Annotated in this window: 13 protein-coding genes; 1 reads left to right on the forward strand and 12 read right to left on the reverse strand. The window is 66.5% G+C overall.

The annotated features are described in order from the left end of the window. Window positions 1-6: 6 nt before the first annotated feature. The 12 genes from V6M50_RS00210 to V6M50_RS00265 form a co-directional block, all read right to left on the reverse strand. Window positions 7-1,248, reverse strand: coding sequence for an FtsW/RodA/SpoVE family cell cycle protein (locus tag V6M50_RS00210; protein WP_332816514.1), 1,242 nt, complete (start codon window positions 1,246-1,248; stop codon window positions 7-9). Then, entirely contained in the window at window positions 1,245-2,549 is a 1,305-nt protein-coding gene (gene murD, locus V6M50_RS00215) for a UDP-N-acetylmuramoyl-L-alanine--D-glutamate ligase (protein ID WP_332816515.1), read from the reverse strand. Before murD ends, V6M50_RS00210 begins: the two co-directional genes overlap by 4 nt. Beyond that, complete coding sequence (gene mraY / locus V6M50_RS00220) at window positions 2,546-3,616, reverse strand: phospho-N-acetylmuramoyl-pentapeptide-transferase (RefSeq protein ID WP_332816516.1); 1,071 nt, start codon at window positions 3,614-3,616, stop codon at window positions 2,546-2,548. The genes murD and mraY overlap by 4 nt, the downstream gene beginning before the upstream one ends. Then, window positions 3,616-4,992: a UDP-N-acetylmuramoyl-tripeptide--D-alanyl-D-alanine ligase gene (locus V6M50_RS00225; RefSeq protein WP_332816517.1), complete on the reverse strand. Its 1,377-nt coding sequence runs from the start codon at window positions 4,990-4,992 to the stop codon at window positions 3,616-3,618. Before V6M50_RS00225 ends, mraY begins: the two co-directional genes overlap by 1 nt. Next, window positions 4,989-6,428, reverse strand: coding sequence for a UDP-N-acetylmuramoyl-L-alanyl-D-glutamate--2,6-diaminopimelate ligase (locus V6M50_RS00230; RefSeq protein ID WP_332816518.1), 1,440 nt, complete (start codon window positions 6,426-6,428; stop codon window positions 4,989-4,991). Before V6M50_RS00230 ends, V6M50_RS00225 begins: the two co-directional genes overlap by 4 nt. After that, on the reverse strand, window positions 6,428-8,119 hold the full coding sequence (locus V6M50_RS00235) for a peptidoglycan D,D-transpeptidase FtsI family protein (RefSeq protein WP_332816519.1): 1,692 nt from the start codon (window positions 8,117-8,119) through the stop codon (window positions 6,428-6,430). The genes V6M50_RS00230 and V6M50_RS00235 overlap by 1 nt, the downstream gene beginning before the upstream one ends. Beyond that, window positions 8,116-8,712 (reverse strand): hypothetical protein, encoded by a 597-nt coding sequence (locus V6M50_RS00240; protein WP_332816520.1) that lies wholly within the window; start codon window positions 8,710-8,712, stop codon window positions 8,116-8,118. Before V6M50_RS00240 ends, V6M50_RS00235 begins: the two co-directional genes overlap by 4 nt. Then, window positions 8,706-9,674 carry a 16S rRNA (cytosine(1402)-N(4))-methyltransferase RsmH gene (gene rsmH / locus V6M50_RS00245; RefSeq protein WP_332816521.1) on the reverse strand — a complete coding sequence of 323 codons (969 nt, stop codon included), beginning with the start codon at window positions 9,672-9,674 and terminating at the stop codon, window positions 8,706-8,708. The genes V6M50_RS00240 and rsmH overlap by 7 nt, the downstream gene beginning before the upstream one ends. Beyond that, complete coding sequence (locus V6M50_RS00250; protein ID WP_332816522.1) at window positions 9,671-10,171, reverse strand: division/cell wall cluster transcriptional repressor MraZ; 501 nt, start codon at window positions 10,169-10,171, stop codon at window positions 9,671-9,673. Before V6M50_RS00250 ends, rsmH begins: the two co-directional genes overlap by 4 nt. A 276-nt stretch (window positions 10,172-10,447) precedes the next feature. Beyond that, window positions 10,448-11,587, reverse strand: coding sequence for a Gldg family protein (locus V6M50_RS00255; protein WP_332816523.1), 1,140 nt, complete (start codon window positions 11,585-11,587; stop codon window positions 10,448-10,450). Window positions 11,588-11,607: 20 nt separating this feature from the next. Further along, a complete protein-coding gene (locus tag V6M50_RS00260; protein ID WP_332816524.1) occupies window positions 11,608-11,991 on the reverse strand; it encodes a hypothetical protein in 384 nt (127 codons plus the stop codon). Next, window positions 11,988-12,980 (reverse strand): cysteine synthase A, encoded by a 993-nt coding sequence (locus V6M50_RS00265; RefSeq protein ID WP_332816525.1) that lies wholly within the window; start codon window positions 12,978-12,980, stop codon window positions 11,988-11,990. The genes V6M50_RS00260 and V6M50_RS00265 overlap by 4 nt, the downstream gene beginning before the upstream one ends. A 194-nt stretch (window positions 12,981-13,174) precedes the next feature. On the opposite strand from V6M50_RS00265, the gene V6M50_RS00270 reads away from it, so the two are divergent. Continuing rightward, a complete protein-coding gene (locus tag V6M50_RS00270; RefSeq protein ID WP_332816526.1) occupies window positions 13,175-15,298 on the forward strand; it encodes a TonB-dependent receptor in 2,124 nt (707 codons plus the stop codon). The last annotated feature ends 11 nt before the right edge of the window (window positions 15,299-15,309 follow it).

The following is a 15,309-nucleotide window of genomic DNA, read 5'->3' on the forward strand; positions in this document are numbered from 1 at the left end:
GGGCGGTCATTTCTTGTTCCAGTTTCGGGTCATCGACACCCGCGCCGCATAGGGGTTCCGCCGGGTCAGCGACAAGAGTAAACCCATACCGATCGACAAGGCGATGAAGGACGAGCCGCCATAGCTGATGAAGGGCAGCGTCATCCCTTTCGACGGGAATATCTGCGTATTCACCGCCATATTGATCACCGCCTGCCCGCCGAACTGCGCGATCAGCCCCGAAACCGCGAGGATCAGGAAGCTGTCATCCTCGTCGAGCAGGCGGACGAGAACGCGCACGATGATCGCGAGATATAGAACCGCGATCGCAATGCACGCGATCATCCCGAATTCCTCGCCGATGACCGAGAAGATATAGTCGGTATGCGCTTCGGGCAGCTGGAACTTGGCGAGGCCGGCGCCGGGTCCGGTGCCGATCAGGCCGCCGGCGGTCAGCGTCGCATGCGCCTTGTCGACCTGGAAGCTGTCGCCTTCGGCAAACAGCCAGATGTTGATGCGCTGCTGCGCGACCGGATAGAAGAAATAGGCGAGGACGAGCCCGACGATACCGGCGCCCGCAAGGCCGGCGAGGATGCGCATCGACAGCCCAGCGACCATCACCAGCACCAGCCAGGTCGCCACGAAGATGACCGTCTGCCCCAGATCGGGCTGCCCCATCAGCAGCAGTGCGATGACGCCGGTAAGCACAAGAGCCAGCGGCACGACGGGCAGGCTTTGGTCGTGCAGCCGCAGCGAAAGTATCCACGCAAGCGACACCGCGAAAAAGGGTTTGAGGAATTCCGACGGCTGGAGGCGGAACACGCCGCTGCCGATCCACCGCTGTGCACCGTTCACCGATGTGCCGACGAGCGGGACGAGGAACAGGAGGGCCAGGAAAGCGATCGTGCCGTAAATGGCAAAACGGCGCGCCTGCGCTTTCGGCAGCATCGACACCGCGAGCATAACCGGCACGCCGACCATCACCCACATCAACTGGCGATAGAAATAGTAGAGCGGATCGAGCGACGCGGTGGTCGTCGACAATTTCTGCGCCGCGACGGGCGACGCCGCGGCCACCGCGACCAGCCCGATGGCGACCAGCATCGACACGAGGAGCAGGAGCACGCGGTCGATTTCCCAGAACCACAGGCCCAGCGGGGTGCGGTCGGCGCGGCTGAGGCGCGGGCCGCGGCGCTTGACCGTGCGGGTGGTGGTGGCGATCACGGGCCTTTCGGTCGTCGCGTCCATATTGTCCATTCTCCCGCTCATGCCCCAAGCGCCCGCACTAACCCACGAAAAACATCGCCGCGCTGCTCATAATCCTTGAACTGGTCGAACGACGCACACGCCGGCGACAGCAGCACAATATCGCCGGGCTTTGCCGCCGCTGCCGCATTCGCGACCGCATTCGCCATGTCGCCGGCAAGGTCGACAGGCATCGCATCGCCGATCTCGGTCGCGAACGGCTCCATCGCCTCGCCGATCAGATAGGCGTGCTTGACGTGCCCGAACCAGGGGCGGCACGCCGCCAGCCCGTCGCCCTTGGCCTGTCCCCCCGCAATCCAGTGCAAACGCTGGTCCGGCGCCGGCGGGAAAGCCGCCAGCGCCGGTGCAGCGGAAGCCGCGTTGGTAGCCTTGCTGTCATTGAACCAGCTGACCCCCCCGACTTCGCCGACCAATTCCATACGGTGCGGCAGCGACTTGTAGGTCGCCAGCCCCCGCTCAATCTGTTCGTCGTTCAGCCCCAGCACGCGGCACACCGCGATAGCGCACACGGCGTTCTGGGCATTGTGCGGCCCCTGCAATGCGGGCCAGCGTATTTGGTCAACCGGATCGATATCCTTCGCCGACACGCGGTGGAGGCGGTGGTTGATGCGGCTCGCGATCATCTTCGACGGATCGTCGTCGACCGCGACGATCGCGACCTGATCGCGGTGCTGCAGGCTGAACAGGCGCGCCTTTGAGGCCGTATAGCCGGCAAATCCGTCATAGCGGTCGAGATGATCGGGGGTGAGGTTCGTCAGCACCGCAACGTCGCAAGCGAGGCTGTGCGACAGGTCGATCTGGTAGCTCGACAGTTCGAGCACATAGACGCCGCCTTCGGGAAGCGGATCGCGGCTGAGGATCGGCAGCCCGATATTGCCGCCCATCAGCGAGGGTATGCCCGCGCTTTCGAGCATATGCTGGATCAGCGCGGTGACGGTCGACTTGCCGTTAGTGCCGGTGATGCCGACGACCTTGTGCGGCGGCAGATCGCCGCGCGCTTCGGCGAAAATCTCGACATCGCCGATCACCGGGACATGCGCTTCGCGCGCGTGCGCGACGATCGGATGACGGTTGAGCGGCACGCCGGGCGAGACAACGACGCCGGCAAAGCCAATCAGGTCGATCTCGAGCGGATTGCCGATGTCGGCGCCGAGCGCCATCGCATCGTCGCGTGCTTCCTCGCGATCGTCCCACGCGGTGACGCCCGCGCCGCTGGCGACAAGCGCCTCGACGGTCGCCAGACCCGAGCGCGCCAGTCCCAGCACCGCATAGCGGCGGCCGGCAAAGGCGCGCGAGGAAATCACCGGAGTTTCAAGGTCGCGAGCCCCGCGAGCGCGAGGACGATCGAGACGATCCAGAAACGGATGACGACGGTGGATTCGGGCCAGCCCAACTGCTCGAAATGGTGATGGATCGGCGCCATGCGGAACACGCGTTTTCCGGTGCGCTTGTACCAGAAAACCTGGATGATCACCGACAACGCCTCGACCACGAACAGTCCGCCGACGATGACGAGCACCAGTTCGTGCTGCGCGGTGACCGCGATCGTCGCGAGCGCCCCGCCGAGCGCGAGGCTGCCGGTATCGCCCATGAAGACGGCTGCAGGCGGCGCATTGAACCACAGGAAGGCGAGACACGCACCGATGATCGCGGCGGCAAAGATCGCGAGCTCGCCCGCGCCGGGAACATGCGGGATCCCCAGATATTCCGCGAACTTCACGTTACCCGACAGATAGACGATGACGAGGAACGTCAGGCTGGCGATGATGACGGGGAAGGTCGCGAGCCCGTCGAGCCCGTCGGTCAGGTTCACCGCGTTGCCGAAACCAACGATCAGCACCATCGCAAAGACATAATAGAGCGGCCCGAGTTCGAGCACGATGCCGCTGAAAAAGGGCAGATACAGGTCGGTCCCGGTGCGCGACACGATCAGGAACACCGCGACAGCCGCGATCACGAATTCGATCAGCAGACGGACGCGGCCGGGGATGCCCCGGTGGCTGGCCTTCGTCACCTTGTCGAGATCGTCGAGGAAACCGACCGCGGCGAAACCGCCGGTGACGAACAGGCACGCCCAGACGAAGCGGTTGGACAGGTCCATCCACAAGAGTGCAGAGACCATCAGCGAGATGAGGATCATGAGGCCGCCCATCGTCGGCGTGCCCTTTTTCGCGAGATGGCTTTGCGGCCCGTCATCACGGATCGGCTGCCCCTTCCCCTGCCGCATGCGCAGCATCAGGATGAAGCGCGGGCCGATCCACAGCCCGATGATCAGTGCGGTCGCGACCGCGGCGCCCGAGCGGAAGCTCAAATAACGAATGAGGTTGAGGACCCCCGGAAAGCCAAGCCATTCCGCCAGCCAGTACAGCATCAAAATTCCCCGTTGGTCAGCGCCGTCACAAGATGCGACAGGCCGACGCTGTTCGACCCCTTGATCAGCACGGCGTCGCCGGGATGAATCAAGTCGCCCAGCCGCGCCCTGGCGGCCGGATGGTCGGGCACATGCGCGAAATCGATGCGTCCCTCAAGCGCCTTTGCCAGCGGCGCCATCTCTTCGCCGACGAGCAGGGCGAATTGCACGCCCGATGCGACGAGCGGAGCCGCGAGGGCGGCATGATAGTCGTCGCTGCCCGGCCCGAGCTCGCGCATCGCGCCCAGAATCGCGATGCGCCGGTCGCCGGATTCGCTGGCGAGCTGGCTGATCGTTGCGGCCATCGAGGCGGGGTTGGCATTATAGCTTTCGTCGATCAGCAGAATGTGACCGCTGCCGAAAGGCACGCGGTGGCGCGCGCCACGCCCGGCAAGCCCCGCCATCTCGGCAAAGGCCAGCCCCGCTGCGGGAAGATCGCCGCCAACCGCCTTGACCGCGGCGAGAACCGCGAGCGAATTGGACACCCAATGTGCGCCCGCCTGCGCAATGGTGAAGCAGAGGAGCGAGTCCTGCACCTGCGCGGTGACGAGCGAACCGCCACGCCCGTCCGAAAGCCAATCGACCGCGCGGACGTCGGCGTCGGCACCGAGGCCGAAGCTGATCACATGCGCCGCGTGCTTTTCGGCTTTGGCGCGGAGCCGCGCATAGTGCGGACTGTCGAACGGGACGATCGCGGTGCCGCCGGGCTCGAGCCCCTCGAAAATCTCGCCCTTCGCGACTGCTATGGCTTCTTCGCTGCCGAAAAATTCCATATGCGCCGGGGCGATGGTGGTGACGATGGCGACGTGCGGGCGCACCATGCGGGTCAGCGCGGCCAACTCGCCCGCGTGGTTCATCCCCATTTCGAACACGCCGTAATCGGCGGTCGAGGGCATGCGTGCGAGGCTCAGCGGCACGCCGACATGATTGTTGTAGCTTTTGACCGAGCGGTGCGCCTTGCCGGGGCGGAAGCGGTCGAGCGCCGCGAACAGCGCCTCCTTCGTCCCGGTCTTGCCCGCCGAACCCGTCACGCCGATGATGCGGCCATGGCTGCGCGCGCGCGACGCGGCACCGAGCGCGTTCAGCGCCGCCACGCTGTCGGCGACGCGGACATGCGGATGGTCGATCGCAGTTTCGCAGACGATGCCGGCAGCGCCCGCGGCGATCGCCTTGTCGATGAACTTGTGGCCGTCGGTCGCCTCGCCGCGCATCGCGACGAAGAGATCGCCCGAGGTGACTTCGCGCGAATCGAAGGCGACGCCCTGCACGGTAAAGTCGGCGCTCGCATCGCCGCCGGTGGCGGCGGCGATGGCACGGGCGGTCCACAGCGGGTTCATGCCGCCGCCTCGCGCGCCACGGCGACATCGTCGAAGGGGATGACGCGCATGTCGGCGCCGGCACCGACGATCTGGCCCTGTTCGTGACCCTTGCCCGCGATGCAGATGATGTCGTCAGCCTGCGCCTCGGCGATGGCAGCGGCGATCGCGGCGCGGCGATCGCCGATGATCTGCGCGCCCGGCGCGCCTTCGGCAATCGCGGCGCGGATGACCGCCGGATCTTCGCCGCGCGGATTGTCGTCGGTGATGATCAGCACGTCGGCCTTGGCCGCGGCAGCACGGCCCATTTCGGGGCGTTTCGCCTGATCGCGATCACCGCCCGCGCCGAAAACGAGGACCAGGCGGCCCGTCGCGTGCGGGCGCAGTGCGTCGAGCGCCGCCTCGATCGCATCGGGGGTATGCGCATAATCGACATAGACGGGGGCGCCGGCCTTGGTGATCGCCGCGCGTTCGAGGCGGCCGCGCACCGGCTGGAGCCGCGCGAGGTTGCTGAGTGTCTGCGCGACATCGCCGCCGGTGGCGATGACGAGGCCCGCCGACACGAGCGCATTCGCGACCTGATAGGCGCCAATCAACGGCAGATCGACCTTTTGCGTCAGATCGCCCGCCGCGATGACGAGCGACTGGCCGAGCTGGGTCGGCTCGCGCGCAACGAGGCGCAGATCCTGGCCGGTCGTGCCCACCGTCATCAGGCGGACGCCCCGCGCCTTTACGGCGTCGATGACCGCCGACGACCAGCTGTCGTCGCTCCAGACGATCGCAGTGCCATCCTGCTCCACCACTTCGGAAAACAGTCGCAGCTTGGCGGCGAGATAGGCCTCCATCGTGCCATGATAGTCGAGGTGATCGTGGCTGAGATTGGTGAAAGCGGCGGCCTTCACCGGCAGCCCTTCGGTGCGATACTGGTCGAGGCCGTGGCTCGACGCCTCGAACGCCGCGTGGGTGACACCCTCGGCGGCAAGGCCCGACATATTGCTCAGAAAAGTGACGATGTCGGGAGTCGTGAGGCCCGTCGACGCGCTTTCCTGCGACGTCGTGATGCCGAGCGTGCCGATCGAGGCGGCGTGAAAACCCGCCATGCGCCACAGCTGGCGCGTCATCTCGACGGTCGAGGTCTTGCCGTTGGTCCCCGTCACCGCGACGCAGGTTGCGGGAAAGCGGTGAAAGAAGCGCGCCGCGATATGGGCGAAGGCGCGGCGCGGATTGGTATCGGCGATATGCACCGCCCCCTCGACGCGCGCCTCGGGCCGCGCAACGATCGCGATGGCGCCCGCCTCGACCGCGGCAGCGATAAAATCTTCACCGTTGAATTTTTCGCCGGAAAAAGCGCCGAAAACGGTTCCCGGCGCAACCTTGCGATGGTCGATAGCGAGGCCGGTGACGACCGGATCGGTGCCCACAAGCCCAGACTCGTCGAGCAGCGCGGACAGGCGCATTATTCGTCTTCCCCGTTTCTCCACAGCAGCGGGGTGAGCTCGGTGACGTCGACGTCGCGGCTTTCGTCGGGAAAAACCCCGAGCATCGGGCCGGCGCGGGTCACGACCTTGCTCACGACCGGCGCCGCGGTCCAGCCGGCGGTGCGCTGGCCCGAGCTAAAGGCGTTGCCCTTCGGTTCGTCGATCATCACCAGCACGACATAGCGCGGATTGTCCATCGGAAAGGCCGCGGCAAAGGTCGAGACGACCGAGCTGCGACGATAGCCACCGATGCCCGGCTTTTCGGCCGAGCCGGTCTTGCCGCCGACGCGGAAACCCGGCGCGTCGGCTTTTTTGCCGGTGCCGTCCGAGACGATCAGGCGCAGCAGCTGGCGCATCCGCGCGCTCGTCGCCGCCTTGAACACGCGGCGGCCCTGCGGCGGCGCCTTGTCGCCGAGCTTCGTCAGCGTTGCCGGGCGCCAGATGCCCCCATTGACCAGCGCGGCATAGGCGCTCGCAAGGTGCAGCGGAGTCACCGCGATGCCGTGGCCATAGCCGGTGGTCATGGTGGTCAGCCGACCCCAATCCTTTGGCCACAGCGGGAAGGACCGTTCCTTCAGTTCGATATGCGGACGGCCGTCGAACTCGAGGCTGCGGAACATCGCTTCCATCTTGTCGCGGCCCAGCTCGTCGGCAATGCGCGCGGTGACGATGTTCGAGCTGTGGATCAGCGTTTCGGGCACGTTCAGCCAGCGCCGCGACGGATGGCTGTCGCGGATGCGGAAGCCCGCGATCGCAAGCGGCTGGGTCGCGTCGTAACGGCGCGCCATGCTGGTCACCGTCCCGGCGTCGATCGCCGCCGCGACGGTCAGCGGCTTGAAGGTCGAACCGAGCTCATAGAGATTATAGGTCACCGCGTTGCGCCGCGCTGCCGGATCCTCGCCCATCAGCTTGTTGGGGTTATAGGTTGGCAGCGACGTCATCGCGGCGACTTCGCCGGTGTGGACGTCGAGGATGATACCCGCGCCGCCGATCGCCTCCAGATTGGCGACCGCCGAACCCAGTTCGCTTTCGAGCACGCCCTGCACGCGCGCGTCGATCGACAGCGCCAGCGGGTCGCCGCGCGTCGCCTTGTCGATCAGCCGCTCGTCGAAGGCGCCCTCGACCCCGGTGACTCCATGGCCTTCGGCATTGGTGAAGCCCAGCACATGCGCCGCGAGCGACAACTGCGGATAGAGGCGTTCCTTTTCGCGCGGAAAGTCGAAACCGACGTCGCCGATCGCATTCACCGCGGCGACCTGATCGGGCAGCGCGCGGCGGCGGATATAGGTCGGGCGCGAGCCGCTGAGCTTCGCCAGCAGTTCCTCGCGCGACGTGTCGGGGAAAATCTTGTGCAGCTCGTCGGCCAGATATTGGCGATCATTGAGCAGCTTCGACGGCACGACACGGATCGAATAACCGTCGATCGTGCGCGCCAGCGGCACGCCGTTGCGGTCGACGATGTCGGCGCGCGCCGGGACGAAGGCGGCGGCCGAACCGCGATCCGAAGCGGTATCGAACAGCGCGAAATAGAGCAGGCGCACCGACACGAGGAAAAAGGCCGCCATGAACAACAGCATCAGGATCATCAAACGCTGCTGCGCGGTCAGCAATATCTGCTGCCGCACACCAGCGGTACGAACCCGGGTCGGACGGACGACCAGCGTGTTCATCGACCCGCTTTTCCTCCCGCCGCTTCGGCCGCGGCCGCGCGCTTGAGATCGGCAAGCGTCGATTCGGCGAGCAACTGGTCCTCGATCATCTTGAGCTGTTCGCGGCGGCGCGTCGGCGCCATCCGCGGCGGCGTATCGCTGCGAATGTCGGCCTGCGCCATCACGACCGGCTTTTCAGCCTTGGCTTTCGGGACGGGCACCGGTGCGGTCGCCGCCTTGACCGGCTCGGGGACCGCGACGGGCGACACCATCGCCATCAGTACCGGCGCGACCTCGTTGGCGCCGCGGGCACGCGGCAGGCGGTCGAGCGACGCGAGCTGGCGTTCGCTGGCGAGATACTGGTCGGCGGCCGGCGCCGAATAGCCGAAAGTCTCGGCGTTCCATTGCTCAAGCTGGCGCATCGAGGCGCGCACCGCGAGTTCGGATTCGAGGTAGCGGATGTTGTCGCGCGTCCGGTCGATCTGCTTTTCGATGCGCGTCAGTTCGCTGCGCGTCGCCGCAACCTTGAGCGACACGGGATATAGCATCATCGCGAAGATGAGCACGAGCAGGACCAGGCCGATTCCCTGGAGCTTGCGAGCCGCCATCAGCATGACATTGCCTCCTTCATCGAATGGGCCGGAGCCGCGGTCCGGATCGCACTGCGCAGCGTCGCCGAGCGGGCGCGCGGGTTGCGCGCCTCTTCGGCCTTGCCCGGCCGCACCTTGCGCGCCGGGGTTTCGAAAGTTGCGGCCCGCGCCAGAGGGGTAGGCGCGGGCCGGTGGCGCGAACCAGCGGCATCGCCACCGCTGCGTTCGCGCAGGAAGTTCTTCACGATCCGGTCCTCGGTGCTGTGAAAGCTGACCACCGCGAGCCGGCCGCCGGGGCGGAGCAGCCGCTCGGCAGCGCCCAGACCGGCGACCAGTTCGTCGAGTTCGCCATTGATGTGGATGCGGATCGCCTGAAAACTCTTGGTCGAGGGATCCTTGGGCGCGCCCGGCGGATGGCGCAGCGCCTTGCGGATCACCGTGGCGAGTTCGCCGGTGCGGCTGAGCGGGCGCGCGGCGACGATCGCGCGCGCAACGCGGCGCGACTGGCGCTCGTCGCCATAATGGAAGAGCACATCGGCGATCGCGGTCTCGTCGGCGCTGTTCAGCCAGTCGGCGGCGCTTTCGCCTTCCTGCGCCATGCGCATGTCGAGCGGGCCATCCTTCTGGAACGAAAAGCCGCGATCATCGCGGTCGAGCTGCATCGACGACACGCCGATGTCGAAGGTGATCCCGTCGACGGCGTCGATCCCGCGCTCGGCAAGCAGCCGGTCGATCTCGCCGAAGCGGCCGTGGATCAACGTCAGCCGGCCATCGCTCGCCTCGACCAGCGCCTGCCCTTCGGCGATTGCGTCGGGATCGCGGTCGCAGGCGACAACCTCGGCACCTGCCGCAAGCATCGCGCGGGTGTAGCCGCCGGCACCGAAGGTCGCGTCGACATGGCACTCGCCGGGGGCAATGGCGAGCGCGGCGAGGACTTCGTCGCGAAGGACGGGATCATGGCGAGGGTCGCGCGGGAGGTCGGTCACTTGCGCCCCTTCCCTTTTGCCGCATCCCACGATGCCGCGAGGCGCTGGAGCACCGGATCGGCGTCGGCACATTCGGCGAGCGCCGGCAGCCACCAGATTTCGAGACGGCGGCCCGAGCCCACAAAAGCGGTCGCGCCGGCATCGCCGACGCGGTCGCGGTGGATGAAGCTGGGCAGGAAGCGACCGCTGTCGTCGAGCGTATAGGGCTCGGTATAGCTGAAGCGCTTCTTGAACTCGGCGTCTTCGTCGAAGTCGAGGTTGCGCAGCCGCGCGGTTTCGCGGTCGCGCTCGATCTCGCCGTTCAGGCGGTCATACTGGTCCTGGCCATACGCGACCAGGCAGGGCAGTTTTTCGTGGAAGCCGACCCAAAGCACGCGCTGGCCGTCCGCAATGAGGGGCACATTGTTGCGGAACTGAGAGGGGACGGCGATCCGCCCCTTGCCATCGATCGCGGCGAAATTGGTGCCCGCATATTGGCCGGGCGTCACAATCGCCATCGCTCTGCCCCCCCGTTTCGCGTCACCGGGCAAAACTTCCCCGTCCCCGGAATCGCAGGATTCCGGCTGGTTCGGCGCGGGTGGAGATTGCCCCTCTCCGATTCCTGAGTATCAACTATAGATCGGGGTGAAAAGGGGTAATTTAGGGTAAAATAGGGAAACTAGCCCCCATTTACCGCAAAAACCCCAAATGGACGTGTGAAAAGCGACCGTGCAGCGCAAAGCGGCACCGCAAAGCGAAGCATCATTGGGGTAAAATGGGGCGAGAATGCCGACTCAGTTGGCGCGGGCGCGGATCCAGAGCGGATGCAGCAGGCCGCTTCCCGCGCCGCGCCACAGGCGAGCCGACAGAAATTCTATCGAATCGGCCTGCCGAAGATGCGCCGCGCCGGGAACCAGCGGCTGCCATAACGGCGCGAAGAGCAGGTCGGCATCGCCCACCAGCCACGCCTCGCCCCCGCCGATCCGGCACAGCGCAACGCGCCGGTCGGCGAAGGCGCGGCATTGCGGCGGCAAGCGATCGAAGCGCCCTGCGCTGAACAGGCGAAGCCGCGCGCCGTCGATATCGACCGGCTGCGCCCAGCTCTCCCCGACAGGCGCGGCGCCCAGCGTCACGCCCCAATGGTCGAGCAGCGGGGTGAGCAGGCTGGTCACCGGCGGATTGCGCGGATCGCCGAGCGGGTGGCGCGCCGGCCAGCCCGAGAGAGCATCGGCCAGCACGACGGCGCGCCCGCCACCGCGGACGAAGGCGTCGATCGCGACCAGTTCCTGCGGCGCCAGCGCGCGCGGGTGCGCGAGAAGCAGCGTTCCGCCGGGCGGCGGCACATGATCGACAAGGCTGTCGACGAGCGCCACCGGCCCTGCCGCCTCCAGCCGCGCGAGCGCCGGGTCGTCGCCCGCCCCTTCGGCAATCATCGCCCCAATGTCGCCGCTTCCCGACCAGCGCAGCGGCAGTCCGGTCAGCATCGTCGCCGCGGGAGCCCCCGCCGAGGCCGCCGCCGGCCGGTAAAGAATGGCGAGCAGCGCATGGCCCGCGGCGAACCAGCCAACGACCAGCGCCAGCGCGGCCAACCATGGCCAGAGCCTTGCTCGCGCGCGCCACCGGACGAGTCCGTCGGCGACCAACGCCGCAGCCGCGCTCGCAAAGGAAGTTAGCAGCAGCTGGAACCATGCCGCCGATCCGGCCAGGACGGCCCCGAGCAGCGCCTGCGCCGCCGCCAGAAATGCCACCGTCAAAAACAGCGTGCGCCGCCTCTCGGCGGCCGCTTCGCCGCGCTGCCACCAGGCGAGAAGGAGCATCGGCAGCGGGAGCAGCGGGGCGGCCAGCGCTGGGTCGATCCGGCCGAGCAGCGCCTGCCCGCCCGCGACCCAGGTTAACGCGGCAATGCCGAAAGCTGTTGCGAGGGCGCGCAGCACGGGCCGGCGCAAGGCCGCTGTCACTGTTTCGACTGGCGCGCGCGCTGGAGTTCGGGGTCGGGTTCGAGATCGGGGACGGTGGCCGACGGTGCCGCCTGCGGCACCTTCACCGGCGTCGCCTCATTTTCATCCTTTGACACGGGCTGGACGCCGAGTTCTTCGAGCGGTGCACCGCCGCTATTTTCCTCCTCGCCCGGCATCTTGACCTCGGCCGCGGCCGTCGCGTCGCTTGCCACATTTTCGCGGGCGCGATCACCGATCAGCCCCGCCATGCCGACGAGCAGCAACACCGTCAGTACGCCGGCAATGCCGATCTGGAGCCGTCGCATCGTGTCGTTAACTGGCGCGGCGGCGGGCACCGGCTGCACCTGGGGTGCGCTATTGTCGATCCGCATGTCTCTCATGCCCGCGTCTCCCTTGGCGTCTCCGCCAGGCCTTTGCTCGCCAGCCACTGGGGGTTGAAGAGCGTCGAGAGATAACGAAACCCGCTGTCGCACAACATGGTTGCAATACGCTTGCCCGGACCCAATTGCCGCGCGAGCGCCATCGCCCCGGCGACATTGATCCCCGACGAGAGGCCCAGGCACAACCCCTCCTCGTCGAGCAGGGCGCGAACCACGGCCAGTCCCTCGGCATCCGAAATGCGGAACTGGGTGTCGATCGGCGCGCCGTCGAGATTGGCGGTGATGCGGTTCTGGCCGATCCCCTCGGCAACGCTGGTGCCCTCGGCCTTCAGTTCGCCGCACTGGTAATAATTATAGAGCCCCGCGCCATGCGGATCGGTGAGCGCGATGACGATGTCGGGATTGTGCGCCTTAAGCCCCAACCCCGTTCCCGCGATCGTACCGCCGGTGCCCGCCGCACAGGTGAAACCGTCGATACGGCCGTCCATCTGCTCCCATATCTCTTCGGCGGTTCCGTGCACATGCGATTTGCGGTTGGCGATATTGTCGAACTGATTGGCCCAGACCGCATTGTCGGTTTCCTCGGCAATCCGGCGCGAGGTGTGGACGAAATGGCCGGGGTTGGCGAAGGGCGCTGGCGGGACCAGCACCAGTTCGGCGCCGAGCGCGCGGATCGTCGCCATTTTCTCGGCGCTCTGGTTGTCGGGCATGACGATGATCGTCTTGTACCCCAGCGCATTGCCGACGAGCGCGAGGCCGATGCCGGTGTTACCCGCGGTTCCCTCGACGATCGTGCCGCCGGGTTTCAGGCTGCCGTTCGCCTCCGCATCGCGAACGATATAGAGCGCGGCGCGGTCCTTTACCGATCCGCCGGGGTTCGCATATTCGCACTTGCCCCAGATTTCGCACCCGGTGGCTTCGCTCGGCCCCTTGAGCAGCACCAGCGGGGTGTTGCCGATGAGCTCGAGGCTGTTTGCAGCAATAGTCATGCGCCTGATCTAGGGCCGCCTCCCGAGCCCCGCAAGACAGCTTCGCTTGTTCAGCGGAAGATCAGCCTTTGTCGACTAACGGGCATCGACGTCCGACGAACGGTCGTCACCGCCTCGCACCGGGGCTTGTCATTGTAACAATATATCATTACTGCCGCGCCAACAGGTCGCCATAACAACAGGACTCTCCCCTCATGCGTTTGCTTTGCTCTGCCGGTTTCACCTTTGCGATGTTGCTCGCCGCCCCTGCCTTTGCGCAGGATCGCCCCGCCGCGGGCAGCGATGACGATGTGCATACCGGCGAACCGATCGTCGTCACCGCGCCCTATGTCCGCAGCCTCGACATATTGGGCAATGTCTCGGTGCTCGAAGGCGACGAGCTGGCGCGCGACATTCGCGGGCAGATCGGTGACACACTCACACGGCAGCCGGGCGTCTCGGCCACGAGCTTTTCTCCCGGCGCCTCGCGCCCCGTCCTCCGCGGCTTTTCGGGCGAACGCGTGCGCGTGCTCACCGACGGCATCGGGTCGATCGACGCATCGAACACCTCCGCCGACCATGCGGTCACCATCGACCCGCTTACGGTCGAGCGCATCGAAATCCTGCGCGGCCCCGCGGTGCTGCTGTTCGGCAGCCAGGCGATCGGCGGCGCGGTGAACATGTTCGACCGCCGCATCCCCAGGAAAGTGCCGGCCGACCATGTCCATATCGACGCGATCGGCGGCTATGCGACCGCCGCCAACGACCGCAATGTCGGCAGCTCGATCGACGTCGCGCTGAGCCCGCAGATCGTCGCCCATGTCGACGGCAGCTGGCGCAAGACGGGTGACATGCGCACCGGCGGCTTCGTCTATGCCCCCGATATTCGCGGCGACCTGTTGCACCTTGCCGAGCATGCGGTGGAGGACGGACATCTCGACGAAGCCGCCGAACTGACTGCGCAGGCGGGCAAGCGCGGCAAGATCGACAACACGCAAAGCGAGACGTGGACCGCTGGCGGCGGCCTGTCGCTGATCAACGACGGCGGCCAGCTCGGCATTTCGATCGGCTATTTCGACACCAATTATGGCGTGCCCGACCGGCCGGACACCGCGCACGATCATGGCGGCGAGGAAGAAGAAGGCCATGAGCACGGCGAAGGCCCCGTCACCATCGGCATGAAGCAATGGCGCGCCGACCTGCGCGGCGAGGTCGAGCTGGGCGACGGCTTCTTCGACAAGCTGCGCATCCGCGCGGGCTTTGCCGACTACAAGCACACCGAGTTCGAGGGCGACGAGGTCGGCACGGTCTTCACCAACCAGGGCGTCGAAGGCCGGATCGAGCTGGCGCAGAACGACCGCGGCGGCTGGCGCGGCGCGAGCGGCGTGCAGTACAGCCACCGCGATTTCAACGCGGTCGGTGAAGAGGCGTTCGTGCCGCGCAACCTGACCGACCAGTTCGCGCTATTTACGCTGCAAGAATATACGATGGGCCCGCTCGGCCTCGAAGCTGCGGCGCGCTACGAAAAGACCAGCGTGCGTGCGCAGACTGTGGGCTTTGACCGCAATTTCGACAGCTTCTCGGGCGCACTCGGTGCGACCTATGACCTGTTCGAAGGCGCAAAATTCGGCGTATCGGTGTCGCGCGCGGTCCGCGCACCGTCGGCCGAGGAATTGCTGTCGAACGGTCCGCATATCGCAACGCAAAGCTTCGAGCTCGGCGACCCGAATTTGAAGCGCGAATCCAACTGGGGCGCCGAAGCTTCGTTCAAGATCAAGACCGACGCCTTCAACCTGAGCCTCACCGGCTATTCGAACTGGTTCGACAATTTCATCTATTCGGCCGCGACGGGCGCGGAAGAAGATGAATTGCCCATCTTCCAGTATTTCCAGCGCGACGCGCGCGTCTATGGCTTCGAGGCCGAGGCGAGCGCGCGGCTGGCGCAGATCGGCGGGTTCAACATCGTCGGCGATGTGACGGCCGACATGACGCGCGCGAAGATCAAGAACGCGGGCCTCGACCGCAACGTGCCGCGCATTCCGGCGCTGCGCGTGCTGGGCGGGCTCGAAGCGCAGGGCGAACGTGTCGATGCGCGCGTCGAGGTCGAATGGACCGACGACCAGACGCGCGTCGCGCAGTTCGAGACGCCGACCGACGGCTTCACTTTGGTCAACGCCTCGATCAGCTGGCGCCCGCTTCCCGATACGAAGAATCTGACGCTGAGCCTGTCGGCGAACAACATCTTCGACGTCGAGGCACGCCGCCACGCGAGCTTTACGAAGGATTATGTGCCGCTGGCCGGACGCGATTTCCGCCTCACGGCGCGGGCGAGCTTCTAACCCCTCTCACC

The sequence above is a fragment of the Sphingopyxis sp. genome (genome assembly GCF_036675685.1).
GTDB lineage: Bacteria > Pseudomonadota > Alphaproteobacteria > Sphingomonadales > Sphingomonadaceae > Sphingopyxis.

What these genes read in the sequence shown, in the direction of transcription:
- V6M50_RS00225 (WP_332816517.1), bottom strand. Translation starts at nt 4,992, where the DNA reads ATGAACCCGCTGTGGACCGCCCGTGCCATCGCCGCCGCCACCGGCGGC.
- V6M50_RS00230 (WP_332816518.1), bottom strand. Translation starts at nt 6,428, where the DNA reads ATGCGCCTGTCCGCGCTGCTCGACGAGTCTGGGCTTGTGGGCACCGAT.
- mraY (WP_332816516.1), bottom strand. Translation starts at nt 3,616, where the DNA reads ATGCTGTACTGGCTGGCGGAATGGCTTGGCTTTCCGGGGGTCCTCAAC.
- V6M50_RS00260 (WP_332816524.1), bottom strand. Translation starts at nt 11,991, where the DNA reads ATGAGAGACATGCGGATCGACAATAGCGCACCCCAGGTGCAGCCGGTG.
- V6M50_RS00270 (WP_332816526.1), top strand. Translation starts at nt 13,175, where the DNA reads ATGCGTTTGCTTTGCTCTGCCGGTTTCACCTTTGCGATGTTGCTCGCC.
- V6M50_RS00265 (WP_332816525.1), bottom strand. Translation starts at nt 12,980, where the DNA reads ATGACTATTGCTGCAAACAGCCTCGAGCTCATCGGCAACACCCCGCTG.
- V6M50_RS00240 (WP_332816520.1), bottom strand. Translation starts at nt 8,712, where the DNA reads ATGCTGATGGCGGCTCGCAAGCTCCAGGGAATCGGCCTGGTCCTGCTC.
- V6M50_RS00250 (WP_332816522.1), bottom strand. Translation starts at nt 10,171, where the DNA reads ATGGCGATTGTGACGCCCGGCCAATATGCGGGCACCAATTTCGCCGCG.
- V6M50_RS00235 (WP_332816519.1), bottom strand. Translation starts at nt 8,119, where the DNA reads ATGAACACGCTGGTCGTCCGTCCGACCCGGGTTCGTACCGCTGGTGTG.
- V6M50_RS00210 (WP_332816514.1), bottom strand. Translation starts at nt 1,248, where the DNA reads ATGAGCGGGAGAATGGACAATATGGACGCGACGACCGAAAGGCCCGTG.